Annotated in this window: 18 protein-coding genes; 14 read left to right on the forward strand and 4 right to left on the reverse strand. The window is 61.9% G+C overall.

Annotated features, from left to right (window positions below):
• The first annotated feature begins 9 nt into the window (after positions 1–9).
• Positions 10–372, forward strand: a complete 363-nt coding sequence (gene rplT, locus Q7J44_RS10515; RefSeq protein ID WP_304879617.1) for a 50S ribosomal protein L20 — start codon at positions 10–12, stop codon at positions 370–372.
• A 114-nt stretch (positions 373–486) separates the two neighbouring features.
• Here the strand turns inward: rplT and Q7J44_RS10520 are convergent, their stop codons facing one another.
• Complete coding sequence (locus tag Q7J44_RS10520; RefSeq protein ID WP_304879620.1) at positions 487–1,434, reverse strand: glycosyltransferase family 8 protein; 948 nt, start codon at positions 1,432–1,434, stop codon at positions 487–489.
• Positions 1,435–1,596: 162 nt separating this feature from the next.
• Between Q7J44_RS10520 and Q7J44_RS10525 the strand changes: the two genes are divergently transcribed.
• The 4 genes from Q7J44_RS10525 to Q7J44_RS10540 all read left to right on the forward strand — a co-directional run bounded on the left by Q7J44_RS10525 (position 1,597) and on the right by Q7J44_RS10540 (position 5,925).
• Complete coding sequence (locus Q7J44_RS10525) at positions 1,597–1,893, forward strand: hypothetical protein (protein WP_304879622.1); 297 nt, start codon at positions 1,597–1,599, stop codon at positions 1,891–1,893.
• A gap of 83 nt (positions 1,894–1,976) precedes the next feature.
• Positions 1,977–2,729 (forward strand): type I methionyl aminopeptidase, encoded by a 753-nt coding sequence (map, locus tag Q7J44_RS10530; protein ID WP_304879625.1) that lies wholly within the window; start codon positions 1,977–1,979, stop codon positions 2,727–2,729.
• A 291-nt stretch (positions 2,730–3,020) separates the two neighbouring features.
• Positions 3,021–5,162: a polyribonucleotide nucleotidyltransferase gene (pnp, locus tag Q7J44_RS10535; protein WP_304879628.1), complete on the forward strand. Its 2,142-nt coding sequence runs from the start codon at positions 3,021–3,023 to the stop codon at positions 5,160–5,162.
• A 169-nt stretch (positions 5,163–5,331) separates the two neighbouring features.
• Positions 5,332–5,925 carry a L,D-transpeptidase gene (locus tag Q7J44_RS10540; RefSeq protein ID WP_304879631.1) on the forward strand — a complete coding sequence of 198 codons (594 nt, stop codon included), beginning with the start codon at positions 5,332–5,334 and terminating at the stop codon, positions 5,923–5,925.
• Positions 5,926–5,961: 36 nt separating this feature from the next.
• On the opposite strand, the gene Q7J44_RS10545 is transcribed toward Q7J44_RS10540, so the two are convergent.
• Complete coding sequence (locus Q7J44_RS10545) at positions 5,962–7,152, reverse strand: hypothetical protein (RefSeq protein WP_304879634.1); 1,191 nt, start codon at positions 7,150–7,152, stop codon at positions 5,962–5,964.
• Between the two features lie 123 nt (positions 7,153–7,275).
• On the opposite strand from Q7J44_RS10545, the gene Q7J44_RS10550 reads away from it, so the two are divergent.
• Together Q7J44_RS10550 and Q7J44_RS10555 are read left to right on the forward strand one after the other, a co-directional pair.
• Positions 7,276–8,493, forward strand: a complete 1,218-nt coding sequence (locus Q7J44_RS10550; protein WP_304879636.1) for a GTP-binding protein — start codon at positions 7,276–7,278, stop codon at positions 8,491–8,493.
• Entirely contained in the window at positions 8,493–8,753 is a 261-nt protein-coding gene (locus Q7J44_RS10555) for a DUF6525 family protein (RefSeq protein ID WP_304879639.1), read from the forward strand. Before Q7J44_RS10550 ends, Q7J44_RS10555 begins: the two co-directional genes overlap by 1 nt.
• A 45-nt stretch (positions 8,754–8,798) precedes the next feature.
• Here Q7J44_RS10555 and Q7J44_RS10560 read toward each other — a convergent pair whose 3' ends face one another.
• Complete coding sequence (locus tag Q7J44_RS10560; protein ID WP_304879642.1) at positions 8,799–9,455, reverse strand: peroxiredoxin; 657 nt, start codon at positions 9,453–9,455, stop codon at positions 8,799–8,801.
• Between the two features lie 282 nt (positions 9,456–9,737).
• Here Q7J44_RS10560 and Q7J44_RS10565 point away from each other — a divergent pair, with 282 nt between their 5' ends.
• The 7 genes from Q7J44_RS10565 (at position 9,738) to Q7J44_RS10595 (ending at position 17,996) form a co-directional block, all read left to right on the forward strand.
• Positions 9,738–11,195: an aldehyde dehydrogenase family protein gene (locus Q7J44_RS10565; RefSeq protein WP_304879645.1), complete on the forward strand. Its 1,458-nt coding sequence runs from the start codon at positions 9,738–9,740 to the stop codon at positions 11,193–11,195.
• 262 nt (positions 11,196–11,457) lie between these two features.
• A complete protein-coding gene (locus Q7J44_RS10570; protein WP_304879647.1) occupies positions 11,458–12,531 on the forward strand; it encodes a hypothetical protein in 1,074 nt (357 codons plus the stop codon).
• The gene (locus Q7J44_RS10575; RefSeq protein WP_304879649.1) at positions 12,532–13,662 is read left to right on the forward strand and encodes a hypothetical protein; all 1,131 of its coding nucleotides are present in this window, start codon (positions 12,532–12,534) and stop codon (positions 13,660–13,662) included.
• 8 nt (positions 13,663–13,670) lie between these two features.
• Positions 13,671–15,599, forward strand: coding sequence for an ATP-binding protein (locus Q7J44_RS10580; protein ID WP_304879651.1), 1,929 nt, complete (start codon positions 13,671–13,673; stop codon positions 15,597–15,599).
• Positions 15,600–15,680: 81 nt separating this feature from the next.
• A complete protein-coding gene (locus Q7J44_RS10585) occupies positions 15,681–17,039 on the forward strand; it encodes a DUF6638 family protein (RefSeq protein WP_304879653.1) in 1,359 nt (452 codons plus the stop codon).
• Positions 17,036–17,314 (forward strand): hypothetical protein, encoded by a 279-nt coding sequence (locus tag Q7J44_RS10590; RefSeq protein ID WP_304879655.1) that lies wholly within the window; start codon positions 17,036–17,038, stop codon positions 17,312–17,314. Before Q7J44_RS10585 ends, Q7J44_RS10590 begins: the two co-directional genes overlap by 4 nt.
• A 7-nt stretch (positions 17,315–17,321) precedes the next feature.
• A complete protein-coding gene (locus tag Q7J44_RS10595) occupies positions 17,322–17,996 on the forward strand; it encodes a DUF1523 family protein (protein ID WP_304879657.1) in 675 nt (224 codons plus the stop codon).
• A gap of 77 nt (positions 17,997–18,073) precedes the next feature.
• On the opposite strand, the gene pheT is transcribed toward Q7J44_RS10595, so the two are convergent.
• Complete coding sequence (gene pheT, locus Q7J44_RS10600; protein ID WP_304879660.1) at positions 18,074–20,482, reverse strand: phenylalanine--tRNA ligase subunit beta; 2,409 nt, start codon at positions 20,480–20,482, stop codon at positions 18,074–18,076.
• Between the last annotated feature and the right edge of the window lie 110 nt (positions 20,483–20,592).

The following is a 20,592-nucleotide window of genomic DNA, read 5'->3' on the forward strand; positions in this document are numbered from 1 at the left end:
GAGACACCCATGTCCCGCGTTAAATCTGGTGTCGTCACCCACGCACGTCACCGCAAGGTCATCAAGAAAGCCGCCGGTTACTACGCCGCCCGCTCGACCAACTTCCGCACCGCCACGCAGGCCGTCGACAAGGCCCAGCAGTATGCGACCCGTGACCGCAAGGTCCGCAAGCGCCAGTTCCGCGCCCTGTGGATTCAGCGGATCAACGCCGCCGTGCGTCTGTTCGATATGGAAATGACCTATTCGCGCCTGATCAACGGCCTGTCGAAAGCCGGCATCGAAGTGGACCGCAAGGTTCTGGCCGACCTCGCCGTGCACGAGCCCGAGGCGTTCAACGCCATCGCGGCCCAGGCGAAATCCGCTCTGGCCTGATCTGCGCCTGACAGTCCGGAAAAGCCCTGCCGTTTGGCGGGGCTTTTTCATTTTTAACCGGCTCGCCTTTGAAATCACCGCCCTTGCAAGATGCGCGCAATCCGGCAGGCAGCGTCACCCCGGCTGATAGGGGTCTGGAAACCGCTCAAGATATCGCAACAGACGCCCCCGTAAGCCAAGGAACCGCAGCGCCAGCCACAACATGCGGGATTTGGAATGAAGCACTGATACAGTCTGCGCCGCCACCACGGGCGGTGATGCAAAATTCTGTTCGAAGAACGCGGCATAGGCCATCTGAAACCGCCGGGGGCAATACCCCTGCGGATCGTTCCATGGCTTCTTGTCTCCGATGAAATGCAACAGCCTCGGGCCAGCCCAATCGGTAAACAGCGGGTATTTCCACGGCCATTGCCAGTTCCAGACCGGCGAAAGCTCCAGCCAGTCGCCGTCCAGTGCAAGGTTCAGCAAAGACTGATCGTGATGCAAAATCCACTCGGGATGTGCCTCGCCAATGGCCAGAGCGCGTTCCAGTACAAGGTCTTCGCGATAGCGCGCGGTGTCTGTCATCAAAAAACCACCGTTGAAATAGGGCCGCAACGGACGCCCCGCCAGTTCGAATTCCTTGACATTGCGCCGGGGCCGGTACCACTGCTGCACGTCCCTGACCGCGGCAATGGCTTTGCCTTGCATATCCAGCCCGAACAACCGCGACAGGCCTGCGGCATCTGCAAAGATGTCGCTGTCGAGATAGATGATCCGGTCGTAATCGAGCCCAAGAATATGCGGCACCCACATCCGCAGATAGGTCGACCGCGCCAGGTGCGTCACCTTCAACCCATCGTAATCAGCGCTTTCCAGCGGCAACGGAACCTTCAGGTTCAGATCTGCGAATGCGTCAGGAATCCGCAAAGGCTCATCCGACACCATACAGATATCATACTCACGCAACGGCTCTTTCTGGTGCAATTGCTGCGCAAGAAACAACGCATAGGGCAGATATTTAGCGTCCACGCAAAACACCACTGCGTTGCGCGTGTTCTTTCTGCCAGTCGGTAAGCTCATACGTCTGCCTTCCTCATGCGCCCTGAACAGCGCCCACTGGTCGCCCGATCCTGCAGATCGGTCAACCGCTTTATTGCGCTCTCTGACATGCAGCCTTACCGTGACCCCGTATCCGCTCCGCTGCCCCTGTCGCCTTTGCCCCATCGCCGCCAAAAGGACACCATGTCACAAACCGCCTTTATGATCTGGTTTGCGCTTCTGTCCGGGGCTGTTGCGATCCTGTTCTGGCTGCTGCATGGCGGGCCGGATGCCGCTTCGGTCGGCGGCGGCGGCTATGATCTGGGGCCGTTCATCTATGCATGGCTGCTGGTCCTGCTCTCGGGGCTGTGGACCGTGATGGCGTTTGTGGCCGGGCTGGCGACAAAGGGCGGGGCGCCGTGGCGGGCCTTTGTGCTGGGCGGGCTGGGGCTGGCGGTGTTCGTCCTGACCCTCTGGCTGCACGGGTCAGACCTGAGCTGAAGTCGCCTGCATGGTGAAACTCTGCCTTGTGTGCGACCCTTGCCTCGCCCACATAGCGGCAACACCATTATGCGCGGATCATCATGACCATCACCCAACAGGACGATCTTGACCGGTTGCACCACATCGGCCGCATCGTCGCCAACACCCTGCAAGGCATGGCGCGCGCGATGGAACCCGGCATGACCACGCGCGAGTTGGATCAGCTCGGCCGCGCGCAGCTGGAGCGTGAGGGTGCGGTCTCGGCCCCCGAGTCTACCTATGACTTTCCTGGTGCTACCTGCATCAGCGTGAATGAAGAAATTGCCCATGGCATTCCGGGCGACCGGGTGCTGCGTGCGGGCGATCTGGTCAATATCGACGTGTCGGCCTCCAAAGACGGCTATTTTGCCGATACCGGGGCGAGTTTTGGTATTGGCCCGGTCTCCCCGTTGGTGGATCGGCTGTGCCGGGATGGGCGGCACGCGATGCAGATCGGCATCGCGCAGGTCGGCCACGACAAACCGCTCGCGGGCATCGGCAATGCCATCGGGGCCTTTGCAGCACAGCGCGGCTATACGCTGATCCGCAATCTGGCCAGCCATGGCGTTGGCCGGGCGCTGCACGAAGAGCCGGAAGAGATTCCGACATGGCCGACAAGACGCGACAGGCGGCGCATCCATGACGGGCTGGTGCTGACGGTAGAGCCGTTCCTGTCGCGCGGCGGAACATGGGCGGCGTCGGGTATGGCGGATGACTGGACACTGTTCAGCACACCCCCTGCTCCGGTGGTTCAGTACGAACACACGGTGGTTGCCACCCGGCGGGGGGCGATCATCGTCACCTTGCCGGGCTGATCCGCGCCCGATGCGATGGGCGCGATCCGGGTCAAATATTAACAACTTATGAAGATCATAAATTCAACCCGTTGAAATCGTTGAATACCACAGCCTGTAGTGAAGGGGGAAGCCACGCCCCTCTCACAGCCCGCTTCCCAAAGCCCCGATTTTGCTGTAAGGCCCCGGAATCTGCGACGTGAGGCCCGCCCCCGGCCGCATGCAAAGGATTGGGGGGCGGCGGCAATGGGGCCGCCATGCAAAGGGAAGACACGGCAGGGGCCGTGGGTGCTTCCATATAGGGAACGATAGATGTTCAACGTGACTCGTAAATCCATCCAGTGGGGCCAAGAAACCCTGACACTGGAATCCGGCAAGGTTGCCCGTCAGGCCGACGGTTCCGTGATCGCCACCATGGGCGACACCTCTGTCATGGCCAACGTGACCTTTGCCAAGCAGGCAAAGCCGGGACAAGACTTTTTCCCGCTGACCGTGCACTATCAGGAACGCTACTACGCCGCCGGTAAAATTCCGGGCGGCTTTTTCAAACGCGAAGCCCGTCCTTCGGAAAAAGAAACCCTGACCTCGCGTCTGATCGACCGTCCGATCCGCCCGCTGTTCGTCGATGGCTTCAAGCATGAAGTGCTGGTGATCGTGACCGTGCTCAGCCACGATCTGGTCAACGAACCCGATATCCTTGCCATGGTCGCCGTCTCTGCCGCGCTGACCATCTCCGGCGTGCCGTTCATGGGCCCGATCGGGGCTGCACGTGTGGGCTTCTCGAACGGCGAATACGTTCTGAACCCCGATGTCGAAGACATGCAGAACCTGCGCAACAACCCGGACCAACGGCTTGATCTGGTCATCGCCGGCACCAAAGACGCCGTGATGATGGTGGAATCCGAAGCCTATGAGCTGTCGGAAGCCGAAATGCTGGGCGCTGTGAAGTTCGGCCACGAGGCGATGCAGCCGGTGATCGACCTGATCATCGACTTCGCAGAAGAAGCCGCCAAAGAACCGTTCGATTTCCAGCCCGCCGACTACTCGGACCTGTATGCCAAGGTGAAAACCGCAGGCGAAGCGCAGATGCGCGCCGCTTTCGGCATCAAGGACAAGCAGGAACGCACCAACGCGATCTCGGCCGCCGTTTCGGCGATCAAGGGCGCTCTGTCGGAAGCTGACCTTGGCAACGAAAACCTTGGCTCGGCGATCAAGAAGCTGGAAAGCAGCATCCTGCGCGGTGACATCATCAACGGTGGCGCGCGTATTGATGGCCGCGACACCAAGACCGTGCGCCCGATCGTGTCGGAAACCGGCATCCTGCCGCGGACCCATGGCTCGGCGCTGTTCACCCGTGGGGAAACCCAAGGGCTGGTGGTGACCACATTGGGCACCGGCGAAGATGAGCAGATGATCGACGCGCTGACCGGCAACTCGCGTTCGAACTTCCTGCTGCACTACAACTTCCCGCCCTATTCGGTTGGTGAAGTGGGGCGTTTCGGCCCACCCGGCCGTCGTGAGATTGGTCACGGCAAACTGGCATGGCGCGCGCTGCAGGCGGTTCTGCCTGCGGCCACCGACTTCCCCTACACCATCCGCCTTGTGTCCGAGATCACCGAGTCGAACGGCTCGTCCTCGATGGCCACTGTTTGCGGCGGGTCGCTGTCGATGATGGATGCGGGCGTGCCGCTGAAAGCTCCGGTCGCCGGTGTGGCGATGGGTCTGATCCTGGAAGATGACGGCAAATACGCCGTGCTGACCGATATTCTTGGCGACGAGGATCACCTCGGCGACATGGATTTCAAAGTGGCAGGCACCGCCAACGGCATTACCAGCCTGCAGATGGACATCAAGGTTGCCGGCATCACGCCTGCGATCATGGAGCAGGCGCTTGCGCAGGCGAAAGATGGCCGGATGCACATTCTGGACGAAATGGCCAAGGCGCTGACGCAGGCACAGGCGTTCAGCCAGTACGCGCCGAAGATCGAAACCATGCAGATCCCGACCGACAAGATCCGGGAAGTGATCGGTTCCGGCGGCAAGGTCATCCGCGAGATCGTGGAGCTTTCGGGCGCCAAGGTCGATATCAACGACGAAGGCATCATCAAGATTGCCTCCAGCGACGCAGCCGCCATCAAGCGCGCTTATGACATGATCTACTCGATCGTGGCAGAGCCGGAAGAAGGCCGCATCTACACCGGCAAGGTTGTCAAACTGGTCGATTTCGGCGCGTTTGTGAACTTCTTCGGCAAGCGCGACGGTCTGGTCCACGTCAGCCAGATCGCCAACAAGCGTCTGACCCACCCGAACGAGATCCTGAAAGAAGGCCAGGAGGTCAAAGTCAAACTGCTGGGCTTTGACGACCGTGGCAAGGTGCGCCTTGGCATGAAGATGGTCGATCAGGAGACCGGCGAAGAAGTCGCTGAAAAGAAAGAAGAGTCGTCCGAGGCATAATTGCCCCGGCCACGACATGCGAAAAGCCCCGGCACGTGCCGGGGCTTTTTGGGTTTTGACGGCAGATTAAGATGACATGCCTACACATGCGCGTGAGATGGGTCACAGTGGCTTCCCTTGACTCATATCTGTGGCAAACCTGTCTGCACACTTACGAGGAATGATCTTTATGTCGCCCGACCTGACCCGCCGCCTGTTTCTGACCTCTTCGGCCGCGCTGCTGGCCAGTCCGGCGATTGCGCAGACCAAACCCAGCCTCAGTACCTATGTGGTCCCCCCAGAGCATGATCCGGTCATCGTCCGGCTGCGGGACAGCTTTGCGCCGGGCACGCTGCTGGTCGATCCGAACACGTTTTCGCTGTACTGGCTGCTGGAGCCACGCCGGGCGCTGCGGTTTATCGTGGGAATCGGGCGGGGCGACCTGTATGAGTCGGGGCAGTTCACCATCGGGGCCAAAAAGGAATGGCCAAGCTGGACGCCAACAAAAAGCATGATCGAACGCAATCCGGGGGCCTATGCGAAATATGCCGATGGTATGCCGGGCGGGCCCGGCAACCCGCTGGGCGCGCGGGCGCTCTATCTGTTCGACGAGCGGCGCGGCGATACGTTCCTGCGCATCCATGGCACGCCAGAGCCTTGGACCATCGGAACAGCCGTGTCGAACGGCTGTGTGCGTCTGGTCAATGATCATATTCAACAGCTGTATGACATGGTGCCGATCGGCGCGCAGGTCGTGCTGTATTCCAAACGCGCGGCGGCGTGATTCAAAAGGCCGGTCCCTTGCGGGACCGGCTTTGGCTCAGGCGTTGCGGGCGGCCAGCCAGTGGTTCAGCCGCCACATCCCCCAGGCCAGCGGGATCGCGGCGAAACCGCCGATGACATAGGCCAGCGGCTCATCCGCAAAGCTTTCGAACATCTGGGTATAGGCATGGAGCGCCGCAAAGGTGACGCCCGCGTTGAACAGGGCGCGGCGGTTGGTGCGCGCCGCCCATGCGATGATGCCGATCAGAGCGATGGCCCAGAGCACCGAATAGACATTGGCCGAAATCACCAGCGTTTTGGCTTCATACGCCTCACGCAGCGCCTCGTACTGCTCATAGCTCGTGTCGTTGTAATAGTCATAGGCCGGGCCCCAGATCGTCTGCCCCACCACATCCCCCCAAAGCGACCCGACCAAGGCGCACAGGTTGGCGACGATGAAGCCCATGGTGGCAAGGATGCGGGTATGCCGCCCGGTCCGTTCCTGCACCCGGCTGCCCAGCCAGATCATCGCCGCCACGAGGGCCGACATCTGCAGAATGCTGAGGGTGGTTTCAGGCGACATGAAAACGTATGCCGCGTGGAAATAGCTGGTGCTGGTAGACAGCATCTGCGCGAAGGGCACGATGGCAAGCGCGGTCACAAGGCGGACATCGGTGGCCCAGCCCGCCAGTGCCAGCAAGACAGCGCTGTAACCATAGGCAAGCGCCACCAGCGGACCGCTGACCTGCCACTGCTCTATCAGCAGGCCCAGACCCGCCAGATGCAGTGCGATGCCCATCAGCAGGATCGCGCCCTGCACAAAGCGCGTGGTCAGGCCGCCGGTCAATAACGCGCGGCCCGCAATGGCTGCCACCACAGCGCCGCCCGGCAGCATGATCCACGGGGCAATGCCGTAGTACTTGTCTACCAGTTCTATCCCCGCGCCGCCGATCAGCATGCCCGCCCCGATCAGCGCGGCGGCATTGCCGAACATGCGGTAAACCTGCCCGCTGCGCGCAAGGATCAACAGGCCCGCGCCCAGCAGGACAGAGCCGAAGACGGCAACGGCGGCTGCGCTGGCCAGCCAGAAGATGGTGCCGAGTGTTGCCGCGACAATCCCCGCACCAAGCAGAGTGTTGATTCCCATGGCGACCATCGCCTCCCGCGCGCGGGACTCGATGATGCGGGCCTGATCGGGCGAGATAATTCCATCAAGCGTAAGTTGCCTGGTATCGGCCAATGTGTGCATCTGAAGCTCCATGAACAACGTTCAATCGGGTTACCTCACGCATGAACGTTGTTCAAGACTTTTAGCTTGAGACGCTGCGTCATGTCCGCTAGATACGTTATGTTATTACATACAGGAGCAGCCATGCGCGATCGTCTTCCCGTCACCGTTCTTTCAGGCTTTCTGGGGGCCGGAAAGACCACTTTGCTGAACCATGTGCTGAACAACCGCCAGGGTCGCCGCGTTGCTGTCATCGTCAATGACATGAGCGAGGTGAACATCGACGCCGACCTGATCCGCGCAGACCTTAGCTCTGGCGGGGCGGACCTGTCGCGCACGCAGGAAAAGCTGGTAGAAATGACCAATGGCTGCATCTGCTGTACCCTGCGCGATGACCTGCTGATCGAGGTGAGACGGCTGGCGGCAGAGGGTCGGTTCGACTATCTGCTGATCGAGTCCACCGGCATTGCCGAACCGCTGCCGGTGGCCGCCACCTTTGATTTCCGGGACGAGGCTGGCGACAGCCTGTCAGACGTGGCGCGGCTGGATACGATGGTCACGGTCGTCGATGCCATCAACCTGCTGCGCGATTTTTCCAGCCATGATTTCCTCGCCGACCGGGGAGAGGTGATGGGTGAAGGGGACGAGCGCACGCTGGTCAACCTGCTGACCGACCAGATCGAATTCGCCAATGTCGTCATCCTGAACAAATGCCGTGACGCAGGTCCGGAACGGGTGGATGCCGCGCGCAAAATCATCCGCGCCCTGAACCCCGATGCCCGGCTGATCGAGGCGGATCAGTCCCGGGTCGACCCCGATGCGATCTTCGGCACCGGGTTGTTCGATTTCGACCGCGCGCAGGAGCATCCGCTTTGGGCCAAGGAGCTGTACGGTTTCGCGCACCACACGCCAGAGACCGAGGAATATGGCATCAGTTCTTTTGTCTACCGCGCCCGGCGTCCGTTTGATCCGGAAAAGGTGCATGCGGTGCTGAACGGTGATCTTCCGGGGGTGATCCGGGCCAAGGGGCACTTCTGGCTGGCCACGCGCCCGAACTGGGTGGCCGAGTTCTCGCTGGCCGGGGCAGTGTCTTCGGTTGCGCCCTTGGGCGGCTGGTGGGCTTCCGTCCCGCGGGAGCGGTGGCCGACCCATCCGGACGCTTTGGCCGAGGTAGCACGGCATTGGCAAGAGCCATGGGGTGACCGGCGGCAAGAGATTGTGTTCATCGGTGCCGGGCTGGATCAGGCCGCGCTGACCGCTGCACTGGATGCGGCGCTGGTCGAGGCCACGGAGTATGCGCCGCATCTGTGGGCCGGTCTGAGTGATCCGTTCCCGAACTGGCGGCGGCAACAGGCGGCATGATGCGCAACCTGACCTCGCCACGCGCCCGGTGGCGGTCTGGCAATGCCATGGCCGCGCATGATGGCCTGCCCGCGCCGGTGCGGATCTGGGCCGCGCAGGCCGCCTTGCCGTGGAGCGCTGTTTCCCTGCGGAAGCTGTGGTCGCGTGCCCTGCGCGAAACCGGATGCCCGGATGCAGCGCTTGCACGCCTGTCAGCCGCCGAACGCGCAACGCTGCGGCGTGAATCGGCGCAGGTCTGGGGCGACGATTACCCAAGGTAGCAAAAGGCCCCGGAAATGCCCGGGGCCTTCGTTCCTTCTGGACGGTCAGACCGGCCGTTTGGCAAAGCGCAGATAGGGCAGCTTTATATCCAGCTCGCCGAATTTTTCCTTGGCCTGTTCGTCATTCAGCGACAGCGCCACGATCACATCCTGACCAGGCACCCAGTTGGCCGGGGTGGCGACCGGCACGCCATCGGTGGCCTGCACCGCATCAAGTGCGCGCAGAATCTCAGAAAAGTTGCGACCGACCGACATCGGATAGGTCATCGTCAGCCGCACCTTTTTATCCGGCCCGACGATATAGACCGTGCGGACAGTCGCCGTATTGGCCGGTGTGCGGCCTTCGGTCGGCAGGTAGAATTCGGCGGGCAGCATGTCGTAGGCTTTGGCCACGGTCAGGCTGGTATCGTCGATGATCGGGAAATCGGCAGGCGCACCGGCGAAAGCCTCGATATCGCGTTTCCATTTGCCGTGATCCGCAACCGAATCGACCGAAACCCCAATCACCTTGGTTTTGCGCTTGGCAAATTCCCCGGCCAGCTGTGCCACTGCGCCGAATTCGGTGGTGCAGACCGGCGTGAAATCGCGCGGGTGGCTGAAGATGATGGCGTAGCTGTCGCCGAGCCAGTCGTGAAAATTGATCGTGCCGGCGGTTGAGTCGGCGGTGAAATCTGGGGCAATGTCATTGATACGGATCGACATGGACGACTCCTTCGTTTGTCAGACGAAAGTTAGTGGTTTTGGAACGTCATTGCATCCCCCTGCGAAAAGGATGCGCAGAATGAGAATATCAGACCACGCAACCGCCGTCCGGCGAAATGAATTTTCCACGCGGACACAGGCTGGCAAGACGAGGCACCGGGCAATCTGACGGAAGGAATGGTCAAAACACGGCAGACTAACCCCGGCACAGGTCGCAAAGCTGCTTGCAGCGCGGGGCCCGTCGGTCCAGCATATGATCAAATTCACAGCGGGAGCACACCAATGCTGACGAAGCGCGATTTTTACATCAACGGATCCTGGGTCGCCCCGGCGAACCCCCGCGACTATCAGGTGATCAACCCATCGAACGAAGAGCCCTGCGCCGTGATCTCCTTGGGTGATCAGGCCGATACCGATGCAGCCGTGGCCGCAGCCAAGGCCGCGTTGCCGGGCTGGGCCGCGACCCCGCCGAAGGAACGCGCCCGGCTGGTGGCGGCGATCCTTGATCAGTATGAGGCGCGGCTGCAGGAATTTGCCGAGGCAATTTCGATGGAAATGGGCGCGCCGATTGATTTTGCGCTGGAAGAGCAGGCCCCCTGCCTGCCGTGGCACACGCAGAATTTCCTCAAGGCGTTCGAGCATATCGAATGGGTCCGCCCCTTGGGTCCGCAGGCCCCCGGCTCAGCCGTGGTGATGGAGCCGATCGGCGTGGTCGGGTTGATCACGCCGTGGAACTGGCCGGTGAACCAGATCGCGCTGAAGGCCATTCCGGCGATGCTGGCGGGTTGCACCTGTGTGCTGAAACCGTCGGAAGAAAGCCCGCTGAATGCGATGCTGTTCGCCGAATTCTGCCATGATGCGGGCATTCCGGCGGGCGTGTTCAACCTGGTAAATGGCGATGGCGCAGGCGTCGGCAGCCAGCTTTCCAGCCACCCGGATGTCGAAATGATTTCCTTCACCGGGTCAACGCGGGCGGGCAAGGCGATTTCCAAAGCTGCCGCCGAAACGCTGAAACGGGTGACGCTGGAACTGGGCGGCAAGGGGGCGAACCTGCTGTTTGCCGATGCCCGGGACGATGCCGTCGAATGGTCCGTGCGCCGGATGATGGAAAACACCGGCCAAAGCTGCAACGCGCCGTCGCGCCTGCTGGTCGAACGCAGCGTTTATGACCAGACCGTCGCCAAGGCCGCCGAAGTGGCCAACAGCATCAAAGTCGGCCCGGCGCATGAGGCTGGCCCGCATGTTGGTCCGGTGGTGAACAAGCGCCAATGGGATCAGATTCAGGGCTTTATCCAGAAGGGCATTGATGAAGGCGCGCGTCTGGTCGCGGGTGGTCCCGGCCTGCCCGAAGGCTTCAACCGCGGCTTCTATGTCAAGCCGACGGTCTTTGCCGATGTCACCCCCGGCATGACGATTGAACGCGAAGAGATCTTTGGCCCGGTGCTGTCCATTGTCGCCTTCGAGACCGAGGAGGAGGCGATCCGCATCGCCAATGACACGCCCTACGGCCTGACCAACTATGTCCAATCCGGTGACCCCCACCGCACCAACCGCCTGGGCCATGCGCTGAAAGCCGGGATGGTCGAGATAAATGGCAAGTCGCGCGGGGCCGGTTCCTTCTTTGGCGGCGTCAAACAATCGGGCCGCGCACGTGAAGGCGGGGTCTGGGGTCTGGAAGAGTTTCTCGAAGCCAAAAGCGTTTCCGGTTATGACTTTGCGCTGAAAGACGCCGCCGAATAGGCCCTTCCCTCGCATGGTCTTGAATTTGCAGTGGTCCGGGGGCACAACCCCCGGACCTTTTGCTTGGTCGGGTGACCAGATCAGGGGGCCGATAGGGACTTGGCGTCTGGCACTGACTACGGCAAGAATGGCGCATCTGACACGCGGCGTGCGGTGGCCCGGGTCCTGTAATTTTTAGCTCAGAATTTCCCCGTAACAGGGAATGTAATTCGCATTTACATTCCCCATATCAAAAACGTGGCGCAGTCCAGCGGAGGGTATAATGGCCGATTTCAATACGCAGATTCAGGAAAGTCAGAAACAGGTGGCCGAAGCGCAGGCCAAGATCAGCGCCGTAACCAGCCGGATCGAAATGTCCCGGCAAAAGCTGGATCAGGGCGAAGCGGCCATCGACATCGAAAACGCCACGCTGGAAGATGTGCACAAACACACCGACCTGATGAACGCCAATATCGCCGAGCTGATCATGGGGCTTGATGATGTGACAGAAGGGTTCTCCAGGGACTTCGACGAGATGCGGTCGAAAACCGGGATGGAGAGCTTTATCGGCATCTTCAGTTCGGCCAAATCGGAGTCGATGCGGCAGGAACGGATGCGCACCGCCAGCATCGACGACAAGCTGCAGGATCTGATCGCCAAATCGGATGTGATCGTCAAACTGCTGCAAGGCCAGCTTGACCTGCTGAATGGCCAGAAAGACAGCGTGGAATCAAATCTGTCGGCAACGCTGGTCGACCGCGAACAGACCGTCGGCGCGCTGGAGGCTGTGCGGACCGAAATTGCCGGGATGGACCCGATGATCATTGATCTGGAAAATCGGATCAGTGTCGAACAGGACGCCGCAATGCGCACCCGGCTGGAAACCCAGCTTGCCGAAATAAATAACAAATTCAACGCACTGGTTCAGGATGAACAGGTGCAGCTGGCCAAAAGCCAGACGCTGGAGCGCTATATCGAAAAGGGCAAGACCTGGATGGACAGCCTGCAAAATCAGGCGGCCACCCAACTGGTGCTGATCAACAAGTTGCAAACCGACACCAAGCAACGCGTGGTGCTTTACGATGCGCTGATCAGCAGCCTTAAAACCGCGCAGCAGCAGGACGTGGCCCACCGGATCAACGAAATTGGCGTCAAGACGGACCAGGAGGCGCAGGCGGCCATGGCGGCCATCGGATCAGCCACCAACGACCGCATGGCCGGGATGCTGGAGTCGCATGAGGGCCATATGGTCTTTGCCCGCAAGATCCTGGAACAGAAGGCCAAGGCGGATGAACGCTTCAACCGCCGCTTTGCCGCGATTGTCGAAAAGCACGACAAGAACGCATACGGGGAATAAGTGACAAACGGTGTCAAGGACCAGCTGACAAGCGACCATACCGAGCTCTATGACACGTTGGTCGCCCGGCGCTATTTCGCGAAATTCGACCGCATCTCGGGCCATCTGGGCCGGGTTGCGGGCGAGTTGGAGGCCGAGGGCACACTGACCCGAACCGAAGCCCGGGTGCTGGGCCGTTATATCACCGCCCTTGCCACCACCTTCCGGGCGCTGTCGCACAAATACCTGATGACCGGGCGTGCCGACGCCGCGCAGCGGCTGACCTTTGACCGGCATGAGAGCGGCTTTCCGGTGGCGCAGGAACTGATGATGATGGCGGTAGATGCCGCGCAGGTGGAAAAACACCTGAAGAGCAGCGCCTCGGTCGAAGAGCTGAAAGACCGCATGATCCGCCGGATCGTCGGCGATCTGTCCTTGCCCACCGATCTGCAGTTCGCCCTGTCGCAGCGCTTGTACTATGAGGCCTTGGCGCAGGGCGGGCTGTTTCTGGCCCGCAACGACCCGGATGCGCAGTGGATCGAAGACCGCAACACCCGCCGCCAGTATCTGGTGCATTGGGCGGTCTATGACACGCAGGTCAACCTGCCGGTGGTCTATCTGCTGGATCTTGAAGACAGCGGCAAACGCCCCTTGCCCACCGATGACGGTCGCTGGCCAAGGGCGCAGCACCATCTGATGGCGCAATCTGCCGCCGGGCTGAAACTGCTGACCATTGCGCAGGGATTTGATACCGATTTTCCCAGCTTGCACCCTAAACGGCTGCGCCGCATTCACCTTGGCCCGATGTATTCGCACAGCTTTACCCTGCAATCGGGCCCGATCTCTGACGTACTGTCCACCGCCCGCGCGCCCGAAGGGCAGGACTGGGCGCTGGTCTGGACGGTGGAAGATCTGCGCGCCGACCGGGTGGAACAGGTCAAGGAAGGCTGGTTCGGCACGGTCGAACGGCAGATCTTTGCGCTCGACCCGTTTGCCGGCAAGGGTGCCGACACCGGCACCTCGCGGATGGACCGGATGGTGGTGCTGCCCGAGCAGCCCTATCAGGCGCTGGCCGAGCTGAACCCGCCCGGTTTCCGGGATGTGCGCAAATTCGTGGTGGGCGCAGGCGGGCGCATCATCGCAACACGGTAGGGGGCAGCATGACACCGCGCGACACGATGGAACTGAAAGAAGACATGATCCGCGCGCAGTACGCTGCGGCGCTTGGCCTGCTGACCGGGTTTGACCACGCGCCACGTCTGGGCAAAGCGATGGCCCCCGACCGGGTGGAAGAACGCTCCTCCGGGCTTGGCAGCCGCCCGCGGTTCCGCTCCACCACACCCGGCCTTGTCACCCGCCCGATCACCCGCCCCGGCGGCGTGCAGCTGGTGGAACGGGTTGAGGCGGGGGCGGATGGCCTTGTCTCGCCTGCACAAGCCGCTGTCCTCCACGCCCTGCGCCGCGCCCTTGCCATCGCTTTGGCGATGGGGGAAACCTTTGCCGCGCAATCGCCCTTGGGCGAACTGAAAAAGGCCAATCTGGAGGGGCGTCTGCCCGACCTGCGCCGCGCCGAATTCACTGAACTGCTGGCCGCCGAGGCGCTGCTGGTGCTTTACACCTTCGCCAATGCCACCGCCTATCTGCTGGCCCCGCATCTGGGCACCACCACGGTGGAGGTCGGCACGGTTGACGAAATCCTGACTGACAACGCCCCCCTTGCCCTGCAGGGCGTGTTGTGGGAACTGGATCAGGACATCGCCACCTTTGCCACGGACGAGCCGCGCCTTGCCGCCACCGTCGCCGGCTTTGCCGAGGCGCTGATGGAAAAGGTCGCCCTGCGCGCGCAGACGGCCCCCCGGCTGGATGCCTTCACCAGCGCAAGCTGGACGGTCGAGGCGGACGGGCTGTCCATCGCCGGGTTCAAGCCCGCCCGCGCGGCCAAGGGCAGCACGATCACCATGCAGTTCAAGAAGCCGCATGAGGTGGTGGGCAACCATATCGCCAAATACCAGTCGATGCGGTTGGCCAAGATGCTGATGGCCTATGATTTCGAACGGCGGCTGAACCCCTTTGCCGAGCTTGGCGGGTTCATCTTCACCTTCATGGGCGACGGCAAACCCGGCACTGGCAAGACCACGCTGATTCAGATGATGGCGGGGCTGCTGAATGATTATTGCACAAATGCTGGCTATCCGTTCCGCTACCAGAACTTCAGCATCGACCAGATCGACAGCTATCAGGGCAAATCCGGCCAGAACGCCAAGGCCTTCATCGATACCGTGCTGGACCCCGGGGTGATCGGCTTTGGAACCATCGACGATATTGATCAGGTCGCAGGCAAACGCGGCGACCGGCAATCCTCGGCGGGTCAGCAAGAGGTGACGGCGGTGTTCATGCAGGCCTTTGCCGGGGCGGGCACAGTGGTGCGCGGCAACTGCACCTTTGGCATGTTCTCGAACTACCCCGAGAATGTGGATGACGCCCTGCGGCAACGCGCCGGCGCGCGGTTTCTGGTCGACGGGCCCCAGACGCAGGACGACTACATCGACATCCTGTCGCTGCTGCTGGGCAAAAACCATGCCATTCCCTTGGGCGATCATGATCTGTTCGCAGCGCAGGAAATCAGGAAAGCCGTCGCCGCCAGCTTTGAAGGCCACGCCAGACCGCATGAAGACGGCCTGCTGCGGGTCTGGGACAAGGTGGCCGCCGAGATCGGTCCGCTGAACACCATCGCCCGCATCGGCCGCTACCTGAAGGCCATTCAGGGCGCCGACCCGCGTTTCACCGGCCGCGCGATCAAGAACATCACCGACGCGGTGAAGGTGCGGGCGATGGATTTTGAACTGCCGGATGTGTGGATGGAAGCGCCCGACCTGTTCCTGTTCAGACCCTATGACGAGAAGCTGACCATGATCCGCGACCTGATGACGCCGATCACGGTCGATATGGTGATACAGGAGGTGAACCGCTACGCAGATTCCGAATTCCGCTATGCCGACAAATCGGATGAAGTGGCGATTGAGGGGCTGGTGCGGGACTTCGGGCGGCAGGAAGAGGCGAAGCGGCGGTGGATGGAGGGTAAGCCATGACCGCGCTCTGCCCGCAAGCCCCGGGGGCTTTGCCCCCGGACCCCCAGGACATTTTTGAACAGATGAAAGCGGGGTCGCCAGATGCGCAGGCTGATTGAAAAGGGCCTGATGTTCGGCAACCTGATCGAGGTTTCCTCACCCGCCCTGATCGACCGCTACAAGCGGGCGATGAAGCATCTGTGCGGGCGGGAAACCGCGCTCACTGATTTTCACATCGACATTTCCGGCTATTCGCCCGAAATCGGGGCCGAGCTGGGGGATGACCTGTACCTGAACCCCAACGGGGCCAACCGGCAGTTCATCCTGCTGACCACGGCGCAGAAAAACGCGCCGCTGCTGAATGCCAAATTCTCCACCAGCCGGGGCATCATCCGGCAGTTCATCGACACCAACGAGGCGCAGTTGTTTGCCCTGACCGCCCGCGATGCGGTGGCGGGCGAGTTGCAGAATTCGGTGTTTGAAATCTCCACCCCTGCCAAGCTGCTCGATATCCGCCGCATCACGGTTGAGGCGGATACCATCGGGGGCCATGTCGCCGATGCGGGCAAGCTGGCAAAGCTGATCGACCGCTTCCGGCAGGAACCGGATGGCTGGCGCGATGATCTGCTGATCGCCGAGATGATCGGCCTTGCGAAAAAGACCGGCGATGTCACACGGGTGCCGGTCCATCTGCTGCAGATGCGCTTTGAGCAGCCGAATTTCTGGACCAGCCATTTCGGCGGCTTGTATGTGTTCCGCGACGTGCCCTTTCCCGCAGTGATCGCTGCCCTGCCGCGCGAAAGCCTTGGCGACGTGCCGGTGTCATCGGTATTCGACCTGACCAACCGCAACCAGATCGCCGACTGGCTGGAGCGCAACCAGCTGGCCGAGCCCATCGTGCAGGCGCGCGGCATGGATGCGGCGGCGGTGATCCGGCAGAAGATGGATTTCATTCTGGTCGAGGCGGCGGAGTCGCTGAACCTTGATATCGGCGACGCGCGGCGCACCGAATTGCGCAGCATCGCGCATAGGCTTGGCAGCAGCCTGCCGCCGGAGTTTCAGGGCCTTGCCGCGCTGCTGCGCTGGATTGAGGCGGGCGGGACATGGCCCCGCATCACCAGCGAACACCCGGCCTATTTCTACACCCTGCGGGCGCGGGCGCACAAAGACCGCGATCTGGTGAATATGCTGCTGTCCGAACTCGCCCCGATGGATGTGCGGCAGCTGTTTATCGTGCATAAAGAGCTGTTCTATGCCAGCTATGCCCGCTGGTCTGACCGCAAGCGCCAGTATGTGGCCGATTTTCTGGAACGGGAATATGTGGTGGACAAACAGGGTGCCCGCGATGCCCTGTTCGGGCCGGAACCGGGGATGGAGGAACGGCCCCGGCCAGATCTGAAGCCCGTCCGCGATCTGGGGCCCGTGGCAGGACCATGGGGTGCGGCAAGGGGGCGGCGATGATAGGGTTTCTGCGGCTGATGGTGTTCTGGTCGGTCTTTGCGGCCATCGCCTATTGGTCTTTGTTGGTCTATTCCCGGTCCTTGCGCCGTGAGTCGCTGGAAAAAAAATGGGATGCCGATCCGCCGGACGGGGCCACCGATGACATGCGCCGCGCATTCATCGAACAGGGCATGGCAGCCTATGAGGGCAGCCTGCGGCGGAAACTTCTTTGGGGCGTGATCGTGTTGCCTTTCCTTGCAATCGGGACGCTCTTATATCTGGTGAATTACGCGTGAGGGTGTGATGCGATATGTCAAATGGGCCTTCTGGGCCATGATCCTGGCGGTCTTCGGATCGTTCCTGCACTACACCCTGCCACAGCATGATGTGGTGCGCATCGTCGGCACCTATCAGGAACGGCAGGATCTGACCGACTGGACCAGCATGTTCTGGTCGCAGCCGGATGATCAGTCCGGCAGGCTGGTCAACCGCGATGTGCAGTTCATTCAGTCGGTCCGGCCCAATGGCAGGCCGATGGTCTATCGCAATGAAGACACCGGCTGGCGCTGGCCGCCCTATTTCAAATTCAATACCGCCAGCCTGCAAACCCAGGCCGATGATCTGAAGTCAAATGTCGAAGTGCCGAAATGGGCGGTGATCATGCATTATGGCTGGCGCAATGAGCTGATCTCAATCTTTCCGAACGCCGTTGCCATCCGCCCGGTTGAAGGGCCGGATGCGACGATCATCCCGTGGTTCAACATCTTCTTCTTCGTGTTCATGGGCCTTATTATACTGCTGCTCTGGCGGATGTGGGCGCAGTTCCGCGAACGGACAATTGATCCGGTTCTGACCGATGCGGGTGAAGTGTGGGAGTCGGTCGACGCGCGGGCCGATGCCGCACGGGACCGGGCAAAAGGGGTCTTTGGCAGGATCAACGCCTGGCTGGCCACCTGGCGGCCAAAGCCGCGCAAATAGGCCGCGCATAGCCACAATACAAAACGCCGCGCAGCCCTGCTGCGCGGCGTTTTGTATTGCCCCGGATCAGCCCCGGATCAGCCCCGCAGTGTGCCGCCGGTGGCCTTGGTCACCTTGTCAATCACCCGTGCCGACACCGCCTCGATCTCGGCCTCGGTCAGGGTCTTGTCCGTCGGCTGCAGCCGCACCGTCAGGGCGATGGATTTCTTGCCCGCCCCCATCTGCGCCTCGGCCTTGTCGCCGCTGAACTGGTCAAAGATCCGCACCGATGCAATCAGAGCCTTGTCCGCGCCAAGCGCCGCATTCACCGCTGTCATCCCCTCAACCCGGCTGTCGACCACAAAGGCAAAATCACGGTCCACCGCCTGCAGATCACTGATGGTCAGCGCCGGGCGGGTGGGGGTTTTCACCTTGGGATAGGGGATATTTGCCACCAGAATTGTAAAGGCCACCGCCGCGCCCTTTATGCCTATTTCGGCCAGAACCTTTGGGTGCACCTCGCCGAAACTGGCCATGACATTGGGGCCAAGCCCGATCACGCCGGACCGGCCCGGATGCCACCATGATGCAGCCTTGCGGGTGATCTGCACCCGGGCGGGCGCGCCAAGCGCGGCCAGCACCGCCTCGGCATCGGCCCTGGCGTCGAACACATCGACCGGGCGGCGGCTGCCATAGGGATCGCGCGGGGCAGAATGCCCGATCAGCAGGCCGGTGGCCTGCAAAAGCTGCTCCCCCGGTTCGCCGCCCGAAAAGGCCGGGCCGATTTCAGCCAGCGACAGATCCATGAAGCCGCGCGCCTGATTGCGCGCCGCGGCGCGCAGCAGGCCGGGCAGCAGATCGGGGCGCAGATGGCTCATTTCCGATGAAATCGGGTTGTCGACCCGCACCGCATCGGTCCCACCGCCGAACAGCCTTGCTGCCGCCTCATCAATGAAGCTGTAGGTCACGCATTCATTATACCCCAGCGCCGCAATTGTACGCCGCGCCGTGCGTTCGCGCTGTTGCAGCGGCGTCAGGATCGGCCTTGGCACCCCGGCATCAAGTCGCGGCAGCGGCTTGCCCACCAGCTTGGTGAGCGAGGCCACACGCGCCACTTCTTCAATGAGATCCGCCTCACCCAGCACATCGGGGCGCCAGCTTGGCGGCGTGGCCATGTCACCATTCAGAGTGAACCCAAGCGCCTCCAGCGTGGCGCGCTGCTCGGCTTCGGGAATATCCATGCCAACCAGCGAAATCACCCGCGCCGGATTCAGGCGATAGGCGCGGGCGGTGTCAACCGGCGCGCCGTCCTGCGCGATATGGCTGGCGGTGCCGCCGCACAGATCCTGCACCATCTGCGTCGCAAGATCCAGCCCCGGCAGCGTGAACTCAGGGTCCACCCCGCGTTCAAACCGATATCGCGCATCGGAATTGATCTTCAGCGCTCGCCCGGTGGCGGCAATCGTGATCGGGTCCCACCAGGCGGATTCAAGGAACACATCGGTGGTTTCCGGGGTGCAGCCAGACATCTCGCCGCCCATGATCCCGGCCAGAGACTCGACGCCGACATCATCGGAAATCGCCATCATCCCGGCGCGCAGGGTATAGGTCTTGCCGTCAAGGGCCAGCATCTGCTCGCCCCCCTCGGCCGGATGAATGCGCAGCACGCCCCTTACCTTGGCCGCATCAAACACGTGCAACGGGCGGTTCAGACCAAAGGTGAAATAGTTGGTGATGTCCACCAGCGCCGAAATCGGGCGCAGGCCGATCGCCTTCAACCGCTGTTGCAGCCAGGCCGGAGACGGACCGTTCGTCACACCCCGGATCAGACGGCCGGCAAAATGCGGGCAGCCCTTGGCCTTCAGCACCGGGTCGATCTGCACCACAACCGGGCAGTCGAACTGCCCGTCGATTTGCGGAATGGTCAGCGGCTTCAACCTGCCGATCCCCCGCGCCGCAAGGTCACGCGCAATGCCGCGCACGCCCAAAGCATCAGGCCGGTTCGGGGTCACCTTGACGTGGATCATCGGGTCCACCGCATCGGGGCGGTGTGCGGCCAGCCAGTCGATGAACTTGTCGCCGACCTCACCCGAGGGCAGCTCGATGATGCCATTGTGCTCATCCGACAGCTCCAGCTCGCGCTCGGATGCCATCATGCCATGCGACTCGACGCCCCGGATCTTGCCCACCCCCAGCGTGGTGTCGATGCCCGGCACGTAATCACCCGGCTTGCACAGCACCACCGTGATCCCGGCACGGGCGTTGGGGGCACCGCAGACGATCTGCTTTTCACCTTCATCCGTCAGCACCCGGCAGACGCGCAGCCGGTCGGCGTCGGGGTGCTGGTCGGCTGTCAGGACGCGTGCGATCGTAAAGGCAGCCAGTCTGGCGGCGGGATTCACCACCTCTTCCACTTCCAGCCCCAGATCGGTCAGGGCGTAGAGAATGTCATCAAGCGACGCCTCGGTGTCGAGATGGTCCTTGAGCCAGGAGAGGGTGAATTTCATCGCAATATCCCTTGGATTTCCTGCGTCCGGGCTTAGCGCAAAGCAATCCCGAGGGGAAGCCGGGCGGAGGGGGTTTCCGGTTCAGAAACGGGTTGTCCCGTCAAAGCAGG

This window comes from Pseudotabrizicola sp. (assembly GCF_030656345.1).
Lineage (GTDB): Bacteria > Pseudomonadota > Alphaproteobacteria > Rhodobacterales > Rhodobacteraceae > Pseudotabrizicola.